The sequence below is a fragment of the Anaerobium acetethylicum genome, from assembly GCF_900096945.1.
Classification (GTDB): Bacteria; Bacillota; Clostridia; order Lachnospirales; family Lachnospiraceae; genus Anaerobium; species Anaerobium acetethylicum.
In genome coordinates this window covers 14495-31852 of record NZ_FMKA01000026.1, presented here as the reverse complement: position 1 = coordinate 31852, position 17358 = coordinate 14495, and the positions used below count along the sequence as shown (strand labels likewise).

16 protein-coding genes and 1 riboswitch are annotated in these 17358 nt (G+C 46.7%); of the genes, 6 read left to right on the top strand and 10 right to left on the bottom strand.

Going from position 1 to position 17358, the window contains the following annotated elements; all coding sequences use genetic code 11:
- Positions 1–145: 145 nt before the first annotated feature.
- Positions 146–1072, bottom strand: a complete 927-nt coding sequence (locus tag BJR36_RS15305) for an AraC family transcriptional regulator (RefSeq protein WP_169823730.1) — start codon at positions 1070–1072, stop codon at positions 146–148.
- A 220-nt stretch (positions 1073–1292) separates the two neighbouring features.
- Between BJR36_RS15305 and BJR36_RS15300 the strand changes: the two genes are divergently transcribed.
- Positions 1293–3089: a PrpR N-terminal domain-containing protein gene (locus BJR36_RS15300; RefSeq protein ID WP_091235970.1), complete on the top strand. Its 1797-nt coding sequence runs from the start codon at positions 1293–1295 to the stop codon at positions 3087–3089.
- A 146-nt stretch (positions 3090–3235) separates the two neighbouring features.
- On the opposite strand, the gene BJR36_RS20095 is transcribed toward BJR36_RS15300, so the two are convergent.
- Together BJR36_RS20095 and BJR36_RS15295 are read right to left on the bottom strand one after the other, a co-directional pair.
- Positions 3236–3406 carry a DUF4177 domain-containing protein gene (locus tag BJR36_RS20095; RefSeq protein ID WP_139133565.1) on the bottom strand — a complete coding sequence of 57 codons (171 nt, stop codon included), beginning with the start codon at positions 3404–3406 and terminating at the stop codon, positions 3236–3238.
- Between the two features lie 242 nt (positions 3407–3648).
- Positions 3649–4167, bottom strand: coding sequence for a VanZ family protein (locus BJR36_RS15295; RefSeq protein ID WP_242875603.1), 519 nt, complete (start codon positions 4165–4167; stop codon positions 3649–3651).
- Positions 4168–4644: 477 nt separating this feature from the next.
- Here BJR36_RS15295 and BJR36_RS15290 point away from each other — a divergent pair, with 477 nt between their 5' ends.
- Both BJR36_RS15290 and BJR36_RS15285 read left to right on the top strand, forming a co-directional pair.
- On the top strand, positions 4645–5769 hold the full coding sequence (locus tag BJR36_RS15290; RefSeq protein WP_242875602.1) for an aldo/keto reductase: 1125 nt from the start codon (positions 4645–4647) through the stop codon (positions 5767–5769).
- 74 nt (positions 5770–5843) lie between these two features.
- Positions 5844–5919: riboswitch (cyclic di-GMP riboswitch) on the top strand.
- Between the two features lie 171 nt (positions 5920–6090).
- Positions 6091–6375: a hypothetical protein gene (locus tag BJR36_RS15285; RefSeq protein ID WP_091235967.1), complete on the top strand. Its 285-nt coding sequence runs from the start codon at positions 6091–6093 to the stop codon at positions 6373–6375.
- Positions 6376–6568: 193 nt separating this feature from the next.
- Here BJR36_RS15285 and BJR36_RS15280 read toward each other — a convergent pair whose 3' ends face one another.
- The 7 genes from BJR36_RS15280 to BJR36_RS15250 form a co-directional block, all read right to left on the bottom strand.
- Positions 6569–7183 (bottom strand): NUDIX hydrolase, encoded by a 615-nt coding sequence (locus BJR36_RS15280; RefSeq protein ID WP_091235965.1) that lies wholly within the window; start codon positions 7181–7183, stop codon positions 6569–6571.
- A 10-nt stretch (positions 7184–7193) separates the two neighbouring features.
- Positions 7194–8534, bottom strand: coding sequence for a phosphoglucosamine mutase (gene glmM, locus BJR36_RS15275; protein WP_091235963.1), 1341 nt, complete (start codon positions 8532–8534; stop codon positions 7194–7196).
- Positions 8535–8596: 62 nt separating this feature from the next.
- Positions 8597–8986, bottom strand: coding sequence for a DUF1284 domain-containing protein (locus tag BJR36_RS15270; protein ID WP_091235961.1), 390 nt, complete (start codon positions 8984–8986; stop codon positions 8597–8599).
- 95 nt (positions 8987–9081) lie between these two features.
- The gene (locus tag BJR36_RS15265) at positions 9082–9522 is read right to left on the bottom strand and encodes a GNAT family N-acetyltransferase (RefSeq protein WP_091235959.1); all 441 of its coding nucleotides are present in this window, start codon (positions 9520–9522) and stop codon (positions 9082–9084) included.
- Between the two features lie 154 nt (positions 9523–9676).
- On the bottom strand, positions 9677–10792 hold the full coding sequence (locus BJR36_RS15260; protein WP_091235957.1) for a phosphotransferase enzyme family protein: 1116 nt from the start codon (positions 10790–10792) through the stop codon (positions 9677–9679).
- Positions 10793–10825: 33 nt separating this feature from the next.
- On the bottom strand, positions 10826–11752 hold the full coding sequence (locus BJR36_RS15255; RefSeq protein ID WP_091235956.1) for a nucleotidyltransferase family protein: 927 nt from the start codon (positions 11750–11752) through the stop codon (positions 10826–10828).
- A gap of 303 nt (positions 11753–12055) precedes the next feature.
- Positions 12056–13210 carry a GGDEF domain-containing protein gene (locus BJR36_RS15250; protein WP_091235954.1) on the bottom strand — a complete coding sequence of 385 codons (1155 nt, stop codon included), beginning with the start codon at positions 13208–13210 and terminating at the stop codon, positions 12056–12058.
- 492 nt (positions 13211–13702) lie between these two features.
- On the opposite strand from BJR36_RS15250, the gene BJR36_RS15245 reads away from it, so the two are divergent.
- The 3 genes from BJR36_RS15245 (at position 13703) to BJR36_RS15235 (ending at position 17333) form a co-directional block, all read left to right on the top strand.
- Positions 13703–14815, top strand: coding sequence for a LysM peptidoglycan-binding domain-containing protein (locus BJR36_RS15245; protein ID WP_091235952.1), 1113 nt, complete (start codon positions 13703–13705; stop codon positions 14813–14815).
- Between the two features lie 322 nt (positions 14816–15137).
- Positions 15138–16517 carry an amidohydrolase gene (locus BJR36_RS15240; RefSeq protein ID WP_091235950.1) on the top strand — a complete coding sequence of 460 codons (1380 nt, stop codon included), beginning with the start codon at positions 15138–15140 and terminating at the stop codon, positions 16515–16517.
- A 207-nt stretch (positions 16518–16724) separates the two neighbouring features.
- On the top strand, positions 16725–17333 hold the full coding sequence (locus tag BJR36_RS15235) for a trimeric intracellular cation channel family protein (RefSeq protein WP_091235948.1): 609 nt from the start codon (positions 16725–16727) through the stop codon (positions 17331–17333).
- The last annotated feature ends 25 nt before the right edge of the window (positions 17334–17358 follow it).

Here is a 17358-nt window from a genome sequence, read left to right as displayed (position 1 = left end):
ATCAATATAGTTTTTATATTCAATTAAAAAATGCGCAAATTCGACCATGTAATAACAAAGAGTTTCGCTTGCGAAACTCTCGCGCTGATGCGCAGTCGCTTCTGCGACATATTCTTCTTGCGCGTCATGCGCCTCCTCGCGGACTCTACCAGCCCTTCTGCGCACTGATTTTATAATTCAGCAGCTTCCCTTCAAAATTATCTGCCGACCGTTTCCACTGATAGGGCGACAGACCCGTCAGTTTTTTGAAATTGCGGTTAAATGTAGATACCGTTTCGAATCCGACCCTGTACGCCACATCCTCCATGGAAACATTCGTCTTCTTGATGATTTCACACGCATTCTGCACGCGGACCAGATTCAGATAATCTCCCGGCTTCATATTCATGGTTTCCAAAAAGATCCGGCGGAAATGGCTTTCGCTCATATTGCAGGATTCCGCCAGCTGCAGGATTTTGATTTCCTCCCGGTAATGGTCTGCAACGAACTGAAGCGCATCCGCAATCTGCCCCATTTTCTGTTTTGTCCTCCTCTTGCTTTCCTCATGGTCATCCAGCCTCAGGATTTCCACAATCAACGCATGCAGATAGCCTTTCGCGCTTTCCTGGTAATATTTCTTCTTGTTCTTCATTTCCATGATAATCGACCTCAGAATGCCTGCCAGGGCAGGATGCTCCTCAGCGCGAAGTATATACGGTTCCCGGTAGATTCTTTCCAGCAGCTTCTGCACGAACTGGGGATCCTCTTTATATATGCTATTCAGGTATTTTTCCATATCAAAATACATCCATTCCCAGAAGCTTTCCGTTCCCTGATCGCTGTTCGTCGTATGGGGCAGATTCGGGGGAACAATTTCAATCATATTCTCCTCAAAGCGGTAGCTCTGCTCCCCAATAACGAGTTCCCCTGTCCCCCAGTGGCAGTATCCGATCTCCAGAAAATTATGGAAATGCAGAAAGTCAGCGCCCATCCCATATGGCCGGATCCAGCTATCCCCCAACAAAGCCAGTATCATTTCATCCGGTGGAATTTCATAATATCGGAACTCTACTTTTGTTTTTTTCTTTGCCATCCTGCCACCTCCTGATTCGGTACCTGCGGATTTGGTACCTGGTACCATTTTGGGTACCATTTTGTTCATGATTTGTTCATGGTACCTGGTACCATTTTTTCTGTTTATGGTACCAGGTACCATTTTTTGTTTTATTTTGAAACACTTTAATGCCGTTCTATGGAAAACATTGTTTCAATATGATATGCTATAGGAAACCAAAACGAAAGGAGCGCAAGCTATGAAAAACAGACCCATACATCTTCTTGGAATCGCTCCCTATGATTCCATGAAGACCGCACTGAAAAAAGCTGCTGCTGACAGGGCAGATATCGAAATTGATGTCTATACAGGCAATCTTGAAGAAGGAGTCGCCATTGCCAGGGACAATCTTCAGACGAATTATGATGCCATCATTTCCCGTGGAGGAACTGCCGAATTGATCGGGCGCATTACCCATATTCCGGTTATCGAGATTTCCCTGTCCGTTTATGACATTCTCCGGGCCATGAAGCTTGCCCAGAACTATACGGACCGCTATGCCATCGTTGGATTTCCCAGCATTACCGAAAACGCCCATCTTCTCTGTTCGCTGCTGCGCTATCAGATCGACATCGTAACGATCCATAACGAAAACGAAGTACTAGACACCCTTACGCGGCTCAAGGAAAACGGATATTCCATGATCGTATGCGACGTAATTACCAACAACGCCGCAAGACACCTGGGACTGAACTCCATCCTGATCACTTCCGGGCAGGAAAGCATAGAGAGCGCTCTGGACCAGGCTGTTAAAATATGCAGCAGCTATGTGGATCTGAAGGAGGAAAACTCTCTTCTCCACAATATCATCGACGGCAGCACCTCCGACATCATCGTCTTTGACAGCAACGAAAACCTCTACATGTCCACCTGGAAAAACCCGGATGCCGATGGGTTCTACGAGTTATTGAAAAAGGATATTCCAAAGGTATTAAATGAAGATTATCACAAAACCTTTAAGAACGTCAACGATACCCTCTACTCCATCACTGGAAAAATCTATCCCTATCTCTCCAGCCGTTACACCGCATTCTACTGCGTCTCTTCCGGAATCCCCATGCTTTCAGGCAAATACGGAATCCAGTTTACAAATAGAAAAGACGCTGAGAAGAAATTTTCGAACAGTTTTTACAACATCCAGGGAAGCATGGGCGATATTCAGGATTCCATCCTCCAGATCAGCCAGAGCGACTTTCCGGTCATGATCACCGGCGAGCAGGGGACAGGAAAAGAACAGATAGCCCGGGTCATCTACACCCAGAGCAAACTGAACAAAAACCCGCTTGTGACCATAGACTGCGGGCTCATGAACGACAAGAGCTGGGGCTATCTGACAAACCACTACAACTCTCCTCTCAACGACAATCAGAATACGTTGTATTTCCAAGGCATTGAGGAGCTTTCCAGCGAAAGGCAGAAACATCTGTTATCCATCATACTCGATATGGACCTGTGCCGCAGGAACAAAGTGATTATTTCCTGCGTATGCGATAAAAATGAAACAATGCCAGCTGCAGGCATCGTATTCCTCAACCGCCTGTCCTGTCTGAGCATCCACCTTCCTCCCCTGCGGGACAGGCTGGAAGAGCTTCCGGCCTTCTCAAGCCTTTACCTTGCCGACCTGAATGTGGAGCTGGGCAAACAGATCATCGGGTTCGAACCGAACGCCATGGATCTTCTGCAGCATTATGACTGGCCATACAATTATACCCAGTTCAAGCAGATACTGACCGAGCTGGTGGTCCTGACAGACACTCCCTATATACAGACATCAACCGTTCGTTCCACTTTGGAACAGGCGAAGGCTACGTTAACTTCTGAAATGAAAAATACAGCGAACGGCCTCCAGCTGGATCTTAACAGATCTCTGGAAGAAATCAACAATGATATCATTCAGCATGTGCTGAAGGAATCCGGCGGCAACCAGACCCTTGCAGCCCAGAAGCTACAGATCAGCAGAACGACGCTTTGGCGGTATCTGAACCGGAAGGAATAAGCGAAAAGGGGATATGACAGCGGAGCATTTATATCTCACAGGACGAACTTTCCCTTAAAATATGAACATACAGAAGCCCGATACCACGGAGGTCCTGCGAACGGAGTTCACAGCATCCAGGGTATCGGGCTTTTGCGCCTGCCCGCTTATTCGATTGCGCGCTTCAAAACAAACATATGCACGTTGAAAGTTGCGTGTCCGACAAGCTCCCAGCCTTCCTGGCCAAGACCGTTCAACAGCTTCACGATTTCCCCATCCGCATTTGCAGCATAGAACACCTTTTCAAAATCCAGAATTTTGTACTCCCACTTTTGCATGGTTTTGTACCCCCTATTTGATATTTTGCAGGTAACTGCTCAGAACCCCTGTCTCGCGAGGTGTTTTTATGCTGAATTTGCATAAAAACCCGAGACATGCGTGCGCCAAATTGCTGGTTTTGCTATTCGTGCACTCTTTCACAGAGTTACGTATTTCAACCATTATATCAATAAATTATATGCAATTCAATCTATTTATCACATAATCGCACAACACTTCCCATTATATCTAATTTTTCAGCTTATCTTCGAATTATCTTTCTAAAACATGACTTATCTCCAGAATTGACTGCATTTTTCTCCCTTCGCTTTCTCCACACAGAAATCCCAACAAACAAAAGTACACCTGCGGCAGCACCGGCGCTGTCGATGAGCACATCCCGGATCTGTCCGCTCCTTCCCGGAACGAAACGCTGGTGGAACTCATCGCTGGCGGCGTAGAGAACAGTGCACAAAAAGGAAACCAGAGGCCTCCACCTCACCCAGCTGTTTCCAAGCGCAAACATGAACAGGATGCCCAGGACTGCATATTCTGCAGCATGCGCCGTCTTACGCACGACAAAATCAATATCCTCCGCATAGGCAGTCTGCCGGGCAGCCGATAGCTGTTCAAAATCCCTGATCAATACCTTGCCGACTGCTTTCCCGACACCCAGGCTGATTTCCGTCGATTGATCTGCCGGCTGTGCCGAAAAGGCGAATATGAGTACCATCCAAAGGATCACCAGGATCCGGAAAATCTGTCTTCTTCTATTTTTCACAACGTTATCCCCCGTTTTTCTGTGCAGCTCCTGATTTATCCACACTTTGGCATAACCATCAACAGAGCTGCAGTTTTTATGATTTGCATGCCTGATCCAGGAAATTCAAACGACTTCATTATATCATTTTCATGCATCCTTTGGCTTTCCTATTTGTAAAATCGTTAATTTCCCTCATCGTGGCAGGTTTTTTATTCTTGTATTCGTCATGTTTTTTTATTTTTTTCTTGACTTAGAGCCATCTCTAAGCTGTATGATAGAAGTAACTGTTCAGAATTCCTGTTCCGCGAGATGTTTTTATGCTGGTTTTGCATGAAAACTCGAGTTCTGCATGCGCAAAATTGCTGGTTCTGCAATTTTTGTGCATCATATGTGACTATGAAGGACATAGTACTGAATAGTTACTGCTAGAATGATAAAGAACGCGACTGTTACCTTACACGCAGCCATATTCGCACAGACAAAGGAGAAACCGATATGAACAACAACAATTTGCTTCAAATGCCAAAACTGGGATTTGGATTAATGAGACTTCCCGAAAATGAAAACGGAATCGATCTGGAGCAGGTCTGCCAGATGGTCGATTTATGCCTGGAAAAAGGGTTCAATTACTTTGATACGGCCTATATCTATCACAGCGGCAAGTCCGAATCCATAGTCAGGGAGGCGCTGACAAGCCGCCATCCAAGAGAATCTTTTTTTCTGGCCACAAAGCTTCCTGCCTGGGAATTGAACACGGAAGCTGATATCCAGCGTGTATTTGACGAACAGCTGGAGCGTACCGGCGCGGGATATTTTGATTTTTACCTGCTCCACAGCATTGAGGAAGGACACTTGAAGAAATATGACGGCTTCCATTGCTGGGAATGGGCGATGAAAATGAAGGAAAAAGGGCTGATCAAACATTTCGGCTTTTCCTTCCACGATACCCCCGAACTGCTTGACCAGGTGCTGACGGCCCACCCTGAAGCAGAATTCGTCCAGCTGCAGATCAATTATGCGGACTGGGAAAACAAGCTGGTTCAATCCGGAAAATGCTACGAAGTGGCCAGAAAACATAACAAGCCGATCATCGTAATGGAGCCGGTGAAAGGCGGCACCCTGGCAAGCCTTCCCCCGGAACTTGAAGCCATGCTGAAGGAGCTCCGCCCCGACGACTCCATCGCCTCCTGGGCCCTCCGTTATGTGGCATCTTTAGACGGCATCATGACCATACTGAGCGGCATGTCTAATCTGGAACAGATGCAGGACAACCTGAAGACCATGGGCGATTTCAGTCCCCTGTCTGAAAAAGAGAGGGAACACCTAAACCTGATGACCGAAAAGCTCCTGGCCGCAGATACCATTCCATGCACAGGCTGCCGCTACTGCGTGGACGGATGCCCGCAGCAGATCCTGATCCCGGACATGATCCGCGCTTTCAATACCGTAAAAACGTACAAGGGAGACCAGCGTCCATTCTTCTTCTACGACTCCCTTACCAAAGACGGGCACAGGGCTTCTGCCTGCGTACAGTGCGGCGTATGCGAATCCGTATGCCCGCAGCATCTGCAGGTCATTGATATCGTCAGGGAAATATCAGAGGTATTTGACAAAAAATAGAATTTGTTACTGACATTCTGGAAATATCTTTTATATTCATTGATTTATTATTTAAAAAAGTATACAATGGTATTAATCAAATATGGCAAAGCAAGCGAAAGCTTGTGACGCAAAACTATAGGGCCTTTAAACTGGTAGCCAGCTGCAATTTTCCAACATTGCCAGGGGCTTCTGGCAATGTTTTTTTAATTTATAGGATATTCTTCTGATTTCCCATAATTTTAAAATTCTATGCGAGGAGCCGCATGACGTAAAACTCCAGCCTGACAGACAATCCGGTTTATACGACCCAATCAACATGAAAGATCAAGGGGGACATCTATGGGTATTTCAAAAAGGAACTTCTGGGTAGCTGCAGCTTTTTATGGTGTTATTGGTTTTTGTATGATCTGCTTTTTCACCTTCGCAACGGCAATCGTCATGCTGGGAATGGAAAACAGGTATGTTTGGAACATTTTTATTCTTATCATCCTGGATATCATATTAGGTCTTCTGGCTTATCGGATTTTTCAGAAATCAAACGTCAAGATCGGAAATTTAGTATCGGCAAAGGAAAGCAGGAAACCGGCTGAGCTTGCTGAAAGCTGTCAGGAAGAACTGAATTAGACAAAAGAAAGAGTCTGCCTTGGCAGACTCTTTCTTCGCGTGTGGGCGCTTTTGCGATGCGATTCACAACGCACGAGCGCGCTGCGAATCAACATGTTTTGTATGACGTCCTCATTCTAGAAAGCTGTGCAAATTGACGAATATTATTTTGTAAATGGGCTTTTGACATTCCACTCCTATGAAACAAAAAGGATCAAAGCCCGTACCGGTCGATCAGCTCCACCGCCGATTTCGCGATCCGCGCAGTCATCCCCCATATGACATGTTCCCCGTACCGGTAAAACAGGATATCGTATTTCCCCTGTGCCCAGGGATACTTCTCCCCACCGGGAATCCATTCATAGGGAAAATCCTGAGGCGGTTCATTGACTAGTCTGCTTTCGTATTTCTCAGGATTGTGGTTCCGAAAAAACGCTAGCGGAACCCGGATGATTTCGGCCACCTCATCGGTACTGAAGGTATCCGGATACGCTCTGAGGATTCCTATGAATGGATGCAGCATCAGATTAAAGGGGGAAACGAAGATATCTCCCGGCCCAAGGATTTCAATCTGTTCCCGCCCGACGAGAAGCTCCTCCATGGTTTCACGCACTGCACACTCCTCCATGGATTCGCCCGGTTCCAGCTTGCCGCCAGGAAAACAGATTTCCCCCGGCTGGCGCTTCAGCGCGCTGGACCGCTTCTCGAACAGCAGCGATATCCCCTCCGAATCCTCAACCAGAGGGATCAGCACCGCGTACTGTCTGAACTGCTCTTCTCCTATGATGCCCGGCCTCCGGGCTGAAAACTCTTCTCTATTCCGAATCATGATATCTCCTTTAGCAGTGCCCCTTCATCTTCAGAACATCTATGACTTCATATACATATTTCCTGCAGATCTCCTCTGTTGCCGCTTCCACCATGACTCTCAGGACCGGCTCCGTTCCGCTTTCCCGCACGATGATCCTGCCGTCCCTGCCAAGGATTTCAGCTACCTGCCCGATTTTTGCCGCAACTTCCTCATCTGCCCTTGCCTCTTTCTTGTTCTTCACTTTCACGTTGATCTGCAGCTGCGGGAAGAGCTCAACCTCCTCCACCAGCTTTGAAAGCGGCATCTTCTTTTCCAGCATGGCCTCCATGATCTTCAGGGAGGTGAGGACTCCGTCGCCCGTGGTTGCATGCTTTGCGAATATGGTGTGTCCGGTCTGTTCCCCTCCCAGGGAATGCCCGTTGTTTACCATGTTTTCATATACGTACTTGTCGCCGACAGCCGTTTTTTCGCAGGCAATCCCCTTTTTCTCCAGTGCCTTGAAAAGGCCCAGGTTGGACATGATGGTGGTGACGATGGTGCTGTTGTTCAGCTCCCCTCTCTCGCTCATATATACGCCGCAGAGGTAGAGGATCAGATCTCCGTCAATGATATTTCCTTTTTCGTCGACTGCAAGACATCTGTCTGCATCCCCGTCGTATGCGAATCCCACATCAAGGCCGTTGTCCAGCACGAATTCCTGCAGGTTTTCCATATGAGTGGACCCGCAGTTCGTATTGATGTTGATTCCGTCAGGCTCATTGCTGATTACATAGGTCTGTGCGCCCAGGGCATCGAAAACTGCCTTGGCAATCTGGGAAGAAGAACCGTTTGCGCAGTCGAGCCCGACCTTGATGTTCTTAAAGGACCTTGTGGCAAGGGAAATGAGGTATCCGATGTACCTGTGGCGGCCCATGGCAAAATCGGTCGTCTTTCCGATGTTTTCCATGGTCGCAAGAGGAATCCCGTCGGCTTCACTGTCGATATAGGCCTCTATCAGGTCTTCCACTTCCGCTTCCAGCTTCTGTCCGGCTCCGTTGATTACTTTTATTCCATTGTCGTAATAAGGGTTATGGCTTGCTGAAATCATGATGCCGCAGTCAAAGCCTTCGCTTCTCACGACATAGGACACGCTTGGCGTGGAGGTCACATGGAGAAGGTACACGTCGGCACCGCTGGCTGTCAGGCCTGCAACGAGCGCATACTCGAACATGTAGCTGGAGCGCCTTGTATCTTTTCCGATCACGATCCTGGCCTTATGGTCCTGCCCGTAATAGTGCCCCAGAAATCTTCCTACCTTAAATGCATGATTCACAGTCAGATCCACATTTGCTTCTCCCCTGAATCCGTCTGTTCCAAAATATTTACCCATTGCTTTATTCTCCTTGTTATTTTATTCAGCTATTCGGCGCTGCCCTTCCCTGCCGCCTGTTTTCAGTAGTTAATCCCCATATTCTGAAGGCATGTGTCAATCCACTGGCAGCCCCCGCATACTTCCTTCAGTTTTCCCGTCTCCAAAATGGACGCCCTGACCTTGTCCTTGAAATCACGCCAGCTGATCTCTTCATTTTCCCTGATTCCGCAAATGGTCAGGCAGGCCGCATCATAATTCATGACCTTCTGTCCGGAGCGGCAGATGCCTTCGTGGTTGTGGGGACAGCTGCCGCATATGTCGTCCACATGGCATACAAGCTTAATGTTCTGCGTGTCGCAGGCCTCCAGCCTCTCTATAATGCGCTGCATGTTCGCAGTAAATTCATCGCTATATCCACTCCCGACAAACTGCCCGATGCACATCCCATGGTGCGGCCTTAAATTAATCATTCCTTGCTCTCCTTTGATCTGCCCGCTGTTTCAGCTTTTTCCGGTTTTCCGGTTTTTCCTGTTTCAGGTTTTTCCTGTTTCAGGTTTATCCTTCATCAGCATATTTCAATGGTATTCATGCTGTCGATGACTTTTTCATAATAATTGACATCGTCTCTTTTTTTCCACCCGATGGTCTGCCAGAATATGTTTCCACCTGTATTCTCGGTAAATGCAATCAGATTTACCGTATGGATATGCTCCTTCTTCAGGGACTCCAGAACCGCCTCAATCATGGCTTCTCCCAATCCCCTGCGCCGGAAATCATCCGCTATGCATACATGATACAAAGTGCCTGTTCTGCCGTCATGTCCACACAGAACGCTCCCGGCAATCTTTCCTTCCACAAAAACAACCTTGCTGATTCCCGGATTCCGGGCCAGGAAACGCCTGATCCCTTCTTCGGAGTCATCTATAGAGCGGATCCGGAATCCGGAAATGCTCCTCCACAATTTTATGATCTGTGGATAATCATCTATTAACATATCGCGTATCATTTTTCTATTCCTCCGTCGGATCTGTCCTGGTTCCATCAATTTGTTTATAATTTGTTTATAATTTATTTATAATTTATTTATGGTGTCAGGTACCATTATGGTACCATTATAACAAAAAAACCACTGTTTTTCAAAAAACAGTGGTTTTTTAATCTTAGCGGTATTTGTCAACGACAGTTTTCATTGCATCCCAGTTCTTTTCCATATCGGAAACCAGCTTGAACTGGGTCCTGCATCTGTCAAGATTGTGTGTTTCCCTGTGGATTCTGAAATAAGTATCTCCCTGCAGGTAGTCCGTCAGGAATCTCATTCCGCATTCCAGGGTCATCATTTTTGCTCCTGTCGGAAACAGGTATATTTCCTTCTCAGTCAGCCTTCCCTTGCAGCCTTCTAAGAATCCCTTCGTATAGATGTCGAAGAGTTCCAGGCTGAAGTTTACCTTGGAAAGGTCCGGTTCATCCTCGTCTCCGGTGCTTGCCCCGAAACGTATGGAATCGCCGAAGTCGTTTACGGAAAATCCAGGCATTACCGTATCAAGATCGATGACGCAGATGCCCTTTCCTGATTGATTGTCAATCATGACATTGTTCAGCTTCGTGTCATTATGGGTTACCCTTAAAGGCAGGCTTCCTTCTTTATAGGCATCCATCAGCGTGTACATAAATGCATCCCGCTCCATTACAAAGGCAATTTCTGCTTCTACTTCTGCCCTGCGTCCTTTTATGTCTGCTTCTACTGCTTTTTTGAAATTCTCAAATCTTGCAGGCGTGTTGTGGAAATCAGGAATCGTTTCATGAAGAGTCTCTGCCGGGTAATCGGACAGCAGATACTGGAAGTTGCCGAATGCCGTTGCGCTGTTATAGAAATCCTCCGGTGATTCTACCTTGTCGAAGCAGACTGCATCCTCGATGAATACATAGCTTCTCCAGTAGGAGCCTATGCTGTCTTTGAAATAATCCTTTCCATCCTTTGTCCTGACGATATTGAGCGTTTCACGGCTGGAATCGCCGTTGTTTTCCTCTATTTTTTTCTTCAGAAACTCCGTCACCCCTGAAATGTTCTCCATAAGTCCGGCAGGATTTTTGAATGTGTCATGATTCATTCTCTGCAGGATGTATCTGCGGTCAGAGCCGTCCTCCTGCTGGAAATTCACTACAAAAGTATCGTTGATATGGCCGTTCCCATACGGCTTGTATCCAATGAATTTTCCTTCAAATGCAATCTGCCCGATTGCTTCTTCGATTCTGGAACAATATTCTTCTCTTGTCATTGCTTTACCTGTCTCCTTGTCTTTGATCTTCGCTTATGCCTGTTTCCATAAATACTTCGTATAGATGCCTTTGTTCTTCAGTTCTGCGATCGCTTTTACCACGGTCTCTTTGTCCTCTTTGTAGGTAACCCCGTACCATTTGTCAGCCGAAGAGAGGACCTTAACGGTCGCCTTGTTTTCCTGAAGCAGGTTGCCAACGACGGTCGGAAGGAAATATTCCGATTTCAATGGATTTGTCACTGCGTCTTTTTCAAGGAATTCCCTGAATCCCTTTTCCAGTTCCTGGAATATGCTGTTGCCGAATCCCCACATATTCATGGACACTGTGCTATTCCTGTCGATTTCCGTCCAGGTTGCCCCGTCGTCTTCCGTATAGCGGGCGCCGTTCTCTGTCTTTTCTATTCTTGTGCGTTCCTGGATTCCGCTCAGGTATCCTTCGCCATCGATTTCGCAGACGCCTCTTGCCACATGGCCGTTTTCCGTCAGGGTATTGTCAAGGATATAGCCGACCATTCCATAGCGGTATTTGTCGTTATCCCGAGTATTGCTTAAGAAGTCGTAGATTGCCTTGAATGCGCCGGCTCCGTAATAGTCATCCGCATTGATGACCGCGAATGGGCCATCCACCTTCGGCGCGCAGCTCAAAATCGCATGGCCCGTGCCCCATGGTTTGACACGTCCCTCAGGGACAGAATAGCCCTCCGAAATACTGTCCAGTTCCTGATACACATAGTCCACTTCGATTTCTTTTGAAATCCTGTCTCCGATTACCTCTTTGAAATCCTCTTCGATTTCATGTTTGATTACAAAAACGATTTTTTTGAATCCTGCCTTTATTGCGTCATATATCGAAAAATCGATAATCAGATGCCCCTCTTCATCAACTGGATCAATCTGCTTCAATCCCCCATATCTGCTTCCCATGCCTGCTGCCATAATCACTAATACTGGTTCGAACATGCTGCTGCCTCCTCTTACTTTTTTATTGCGGCCGTTCAGTTCCCGTTTTTCCCCAGCCCGTGTAATGCCTGGTCACTGAGCAGTCAGCCGCTTTTTTGCTTACTCTCATTATAAAAAAAGCAGGGGGCTTTTTCTCTATAAAATATGATGATAATTAGTAAAATAGCAAAGTTTCATAAAATTTGCTAATGGCATGCCGAACTGGCGTGTTAAATTGATTTAGCTTCCTAGTGCACTGACACATTGTCCAGTTCTATTGAACTAAAAAAAGTCTGCCCCCCGGCAGACTTTTTTATAATCCATTCATGACATCAGACACTCTGGCATCAGCCGGGCTCTGTAGCTCTGCTTGTCTTCATACATCAATACATCCAGCTGTTTTTGGAATTCCCCGCTTTTCATTCCAGACTGGTGATCATAGATGTCATAGCCTATGCTCATGCTCAGTTCATAAGGATGTTTCCCTGATTTATTGTAATTTTCAAAGCATTGATTGATTCTGTCCACAATCGCTCTCAGTTCCTCTTCCCGGGATATGTCAAGGACAATGCAGAATTCGTCTCCGCCAAACCTGGCAATGAAATCCTCCATACGCAGACAGCTTCTGAGCAGTTTCGAAGTGACTTTAAGGGCATTGTCCCCCTCGTCATGTCCGAATTTATCATTAATCGTTTTAAAATGATTCATATCCAGCATAATGGCCGCAAACGTCTGATGCGAGGTACTCGTGCTAATCTTCTTCTCCAAATACATGTCCAGCTGTTTACGGTTGTTCAACCCCGTAAGATAATCCGTGTGTATGATATGGCTCTGAATGCGGAAGAAGATGATCAGAAGGGATATGACGCTGCTGTTTAGAGAGAAAGATACACCACCGATACAAATCTGCAGGGCAATCCCAATACATGGCGGAATTGCATAGCAGGAAAGGGCATAATAATATTCTTCTACGATTTTATCCCTGTTTTTTACAATCAGGACGTAGGTTCCTGCCATCATGACGAAAGTGACTGCGATTGGAATGAAAAAAAAAGGTCCTCTGTGATAGATATTTTTCAGATCTATGGAATAAAGCCACCCGTGAGCCAAGGAAACGATTACTGCAGCAGCGTTCACGCAATTCAACGCGGCTAACTGATAAAAAAGCCGCATCGTCTTCTTTTCATCCCTGCAGATCTGATTATAAACATATAACAGCCACCATGACGGCATCACGAGATTCATGCAGAAAAGCAGGAAATTTCCCGCCTGGTTCAGCAGCGGGTATAGCGTATCCGGTCTCCCATCAAACCTTCCTGCTATGTCCAGCAGCAATAACAGCATCGTTGTCTTTACCATCATCGCATAGATCTTATACTGCAAAAATCCTTTTTCATTTTGCCTTTGTAAATGAAAACAGATAATTGCTAAAAGTGCTATAGAATACAAATTAATGACCGTGTTCCCCAGTAACCCCATATGCGCCCACTCCTATGAATGCTTTTTCTCATTTCATGTTGATTTGTAATTATTATAACAATTAATTAAATTTATAACAATCTTAATATTAGATACCCGGGGCAAAAGGTCATGTTTTTCATGCTTGCATGAAACGACATGATTTTGGGACCCCCGCATCATATTATTTGCTTTATCATTGTGTTTCAGCCGGTTCTTCATACATAGCTACGCTGAACACTCCTCTTATCAGTATTATTCCTATATTATCACTAACTTTCAATTTATTTCTCATATTGTAATAAATAGCAGGTTTTATGTCATAACCAGACAAAACTTTACGAAAAATGCTCGATTGCAATCCGAGTTTCCCGTTTTGTGTTTATGGTGTCAGGTACCGTTTACTTATGTTTATGGTGTCAGGTACCAATTTACTTCGATTGTAATTTCATCTCCGCAGCAGTACAATAACTATATAAACAATCCCTTGTTTTCAATGAGAGGTGGTGTCCCATGAAAAGAGCAGACGTACTTAGTAAACTCATTGCAATCCTTTTATGCACAACAATTTTTGCAGGATGCAGCTACGTAACGACACCGGAAAAGACACAAACCGAAGAGGAGACCGAGGAACAGACTAAAGAACAGACCGAAAAAATGACTGAAGAACAGACCGAAGAAATAACCGAAGAACAGACCGAAGAAATAACCGAAGAGCAGACCGAAGAAATAACCGAAGAGCAGACCGAAGAAATAACCGAAGAGCAGACCGAGACAGAGAAACAGCTGACACTGGATAAAAAAACGGCTGCCGCTCTGGATACAAGGATTGCCGCTTTAGGCGAAATCACTTTGGACAAATCCGAAACGGTAGCCTCTCTTATGGCAGATTATAATGCATTGACCCCTTCACAAAAAATCTTTGTGACAAACTATGCGCTATTGATGTCGGCTTCGGAAACGCTGGCCGAACTCAATTCAACACCGCAAAAGCCAGCTTCTTATACAGTGAAACCAGGCGATTCGTTGGGCAAAATTGCGGCTTTCTACGGCGCAACCCTGCTGCAGGTCGTTTCTGCGAACAATATCGAGAATCCTGACCTGATCTACTCCGGACAGGTGTTGGCAATTCCCCTGGGGGCCGGCAATCCCCTTCCCTCCACAGTGAAATATACCGTGAAGTCCGGCGACACGCTGAGCAAAATCGCAGCTCAGTATGGGATCGATTTTCAGGAGATTGCCTTTGTCAACAGCATCGATGACCCGGGACTGATCTACAAAGGCCAGGCGCTTACGATACCGGTCTATGCTTCAGAAAAGATTTCAGATCCGATCCTGGTTTCCGTCACCGGCATCGACAGGGCTTTAAAGATACTGAGTTATGACAAATTAGGCGAAATCTACGAAACGGAAGACGGATACGCGATCCGGAACGAATCAGCAAAAATAAGATCCATGCTGGTAGCCGACAATGCCTCTATTTATATTCTCGACGGAGGGAGCACCCATCTGGTTCCGACAGATTTTGCAGGACTGTATGCGCATCTTGAAAGCAATCCCCATTTATATAAGTTGGAAATAAATGGAGATTATATCATCAGCATCGTTCAGCAGTACATGCCTTAGCATCAATTCTCTGATGGAGCTTCAGCATCACCATTCTTGCTATCGGCTGCGCAACCAGGGCTTCTACCGCAAATGACCCCCCCTACTTTACTTCCTCATTTCATTTTATTATAAAATTTCAGGCAAAAAAAATAAGCGCGAGATCAAATACATGATCTCGCGCTGAACCGTTATACGCGCTGAAATTTCTACAAGCACATAATACCCTGTTTTACTTTGCTGCCATCCTTGTGTTATTATTTAGAAAATACCTTTGCATAATTGCATAGCAAGGGAGAAAACGGGCTTTTTATAAAGCCGGCAAGTAAAGGAGAATTCTGATATGAAGAAACAGGATTTAGCCGGGTACCTGGACCTGCATGCAGAGGAAATATTCGCGGCTTCCCGGTATCTGTATGACAATCCTGAACTTTCAAAGGAAGAGGAGAACTCTTCCTCGATGTTCAAGAGGCTTCTGAAAAAGAACGGGTTCACGATACACGAATTTGGCCAGGATGAGCTGAAATATGCCTTTTACGCGGAATATGGAAATGGCCATCCAGTAGTTGCCATGTTGGGCGAGTACGACGCACTTCCCGGACTTTCTCAGGAAGGCGGCTATTCGGAGATGAAGCCGGTCGAAAATGGGGGGGCAGGGCACGGATGCGGGCATAACCTGATTGGAGCCTGTGCCTTCGGAGGCGCGCTTTCAGCGAAAAAATACCTGGAGGAGAGCGGCCATTCCGGAACCGTCAGGTTCTACGGCTGTCCCCAGGAAGAAATGCTGGATGGGAAGGTGCTGATGGCAAAATATCATGCCTTCGACGGCTGCGACATGGCCTTCGCATACCATCCGTGGAATGCAAACATTCCGGTTTCCCAGGGCTTCCTGGCAATGAACAATATGAAGTTCCATTTCACGGGAATCACTGCTCATGCAGGCCAGGCCCCGGAACAAGGGCGCAGCGCCCTGGATGCGGTGGAACTTTCCAATATGGGAGTCAATGTGATGCGCGAGCATGTCATCAGTTCCGCAAGGATCCACTATGTCATAACGAACGGCGGCGAAGCGCCGAACATCGTGCCAAAGGAAGCGGCATCCTGGTATTATGTCAGGGCGCCACACCGGAAGGACGTGGTCGATATCACCAGACGTGTCATCAACTGCCAGAAAGGCGGGGCTCTGATGACGGATACGTTCCTGGATTACGAAATTGCCGGGGGCTGCTACGAGCTGCTTCCAAACGACGTATTATGCGCTCTGGCGCGAAAGAATTTTGAAGAGATGGAAATGTGCCCCTATACGGAAGAAGAGAATGCGCTGGCCAGGGCCCTTTCAGAATCCCTGCCTCCGGAACAGGTACAGACAGAACGGGAACATATCGGATTTTATGACGCAGATTCCTTTATCCACAGCGGAATCGTGGCAAAAGAGGCTGCAAGCCGCTATCCCATCACCGGGTCTTCCGATATCGGAGACGTCAGCTGGCTGATGCCATTCAGCACCATTTTTACAGCGGCCTGGCCAGTCGGGGTAAATGCCCACACCTGGCAGTCCGCTTCAGCCTCCGGATGCACCCTCGGACAAAAAGGCATGCTCTATGCCGCCAAAATCATGACCGGCATGTTCTATGATGTGATAAATGATTCCGAAATCCTGGAAACAGCGGCTGCCGAGCACCGGAAACGCACCGAAGGAAACCCTTATGACTGCCCGATGTAACTATTCAGGACTACGTCCTTCATAGTCACATATGAGGCACACAAATTGCAAAATCAGCAATTTGGCGCACGAATGTCTCGGGTTTTTATGCAAAATCAGCATAAAAACACCTCGCGAGACAGGGGTTCTGAACAGTTACTGCCCGATCAAATAGAAAAGAGAGAAAGGAAACGCATAATCCGTCAGGTTTATGCAAGGTAATATGAAATGGAATTCATTTCGGTTGTTGAAATCATCGGCACGGTCGCTTTTGCCATGTCAGGGGCACTGACTGCGATTCAAAAAGAACTGGACTATTATGGAATCATTATTTTTGCATTCATCACCGCGGTGGGGGGAGGCATCGTCAGAGACACCCTGATCAACAGGAGGCTTCCGGCCTCCCTGGACAACCCGGTCTATGCGGTCATCAGCATCCTGGCCGCCCTTTTTGTCATCCTTTTCTACAAGAGGATCCACCACCTGTCCAGGGTCCTGCCGTTATTTGATGCTTTCGGGCTCGGTGCCTTCACCGCTATCGGGGCCGAAGTTGCGGTGAAAAACGGACACTCCGAACCCTTCGTCATCATCACCCTGGCGGTTCTCACTGGAACCGGGGGCGGCGTGCTCAGGGATATATGCGCCCAGGAAATCCCCTATGTATTCCGAAAAGAGATTTATGCCGTAGCCTCCGTTTTCGGAGCTGTCCTGTTCATCATACTGAACGAGACCATAGGAAATGATGCGGCATTATACGGATGTTTCGCCATTACCCTGCTGATCCGGATATTCTGCATGAGGAAGAATATCCACCTGAAGAAAGTGGAAAACCGGTAGTACGTGAAAAGCCTGTGTTGATTTT

What these genes read in the sequence shown, in the direction of transcription:
- BJR36_RS15270 (WP_091235961.1), bottom strand. Translation starts at nt 8,986, where the DNA reads ATGATTAATTTAAGGCCGCACCATGGGATGTGCATCGGGCAGTTTGTC.
- BJR36_RS15235 (WP_091235948.1), top strand. Translation starts at nt 16,725, where the DNA reads ATGGAATTCATTTCGGTTGTTGAAATCATCGGCACGGTCGCTTTTGCC.
- BJR36_RS15260 (WP_091235957.1), bottom strand. Translation starts at nt 10,792, where the DNA reads ATGACAAGAGAAGAATATTGTTCCAGAATCGAAGAAGCAATCGGGCAG.
- BJR36_RS15250 (WP_091235954.1), bottom strand. Translation starts at nt 13,210, where the DNA reads ATGGGGTTACTGGGGAACACGGTCATTAATTTGTATTCTATAGCACTT.
- BJR36_RS20095 (WP_139133565.1), bottom strand. Translation starts at nt 3,406, where the DNA reads ATGCAAAAGTGGGAGTACAAAATTCTGGATTTTGAAAAGGTGTTCTAT.
- BJR36_RS15240 (WP_091235950.1), top strand. Translation starts at nt 15,138, where the DNA reads ATGAAGAAACAGGATTTAGCCGGGTACCTGGACCTGCATGCAGAGGAA.
- BJR36_RS15290 (WP_242875602.1), top strand. Translation starts at nt 4,645, where the DNA reads ATGAACAACAACAATTTGCTTCAAATGCCAAAACTGGGATTTGGATTA.
- glmM (WP_091235963.1), bottom strand. Translation starts at nt 8,534, where the DNA reads ATGGGTAAATATTTTGGAACAGACGGATTCAGGGGAGAAGCAAATGTG.
- BJR36_RS15255 (WP_091235956.1), bottom strand. Translation starts at nt 11,752, where the DNA reads ATGTTCGAACCAGTATTAGTGATTATGGCAGCAGGCATGGGAAGCAGA.
- BJR36_RS15280 (WP_091235965.1), bottom strand. Translation starts at nt 7,183, where the DNA reads ATGATTCGGAATAGAGAAGAGTTTTCAGCCCGGAGGCCGGGCATCATA.
- BJR36_RS15285 (WP_091235967.1), top strand. Translation starts at nt 6,091, where the DNA reads ATGGGTATTTCAAAAAGGAACTTCTGGGTAGCTGCAGCTTTTTATGGT.
- BJR36_RS15245 (WP_091235952.1), top strand. Translation starts at nt 13,703, where the DNA reads ATGAAAAGAGCAGACGTACTTAGTAAACTCATTGCAATCCTTTTATGC.
- BJR36_RS15265 (WP_091235959.1), bottom strand. Translation starts at nt 9,522, where the DNA reads ATGATACGCGATATGTTAATAGATGATTATCCACAGATCATAAAATTG.
- BJR36_RS15305 (WP_169823730.1), bottom strand. Translation starts at nt 1,072, where the DNA reads ATGGCAAAGAAAAAAACAAAAGTAGAGTTCCGATATTATGAAATTCCA.
- BJR36_RS15300 (WP_091235970.1), top strand. Translation starts at nt 1,293, where the DNA reads ATGAAAAACAGACCCATACATCTTCTTGGAATCGCTCCCTATGATTCC.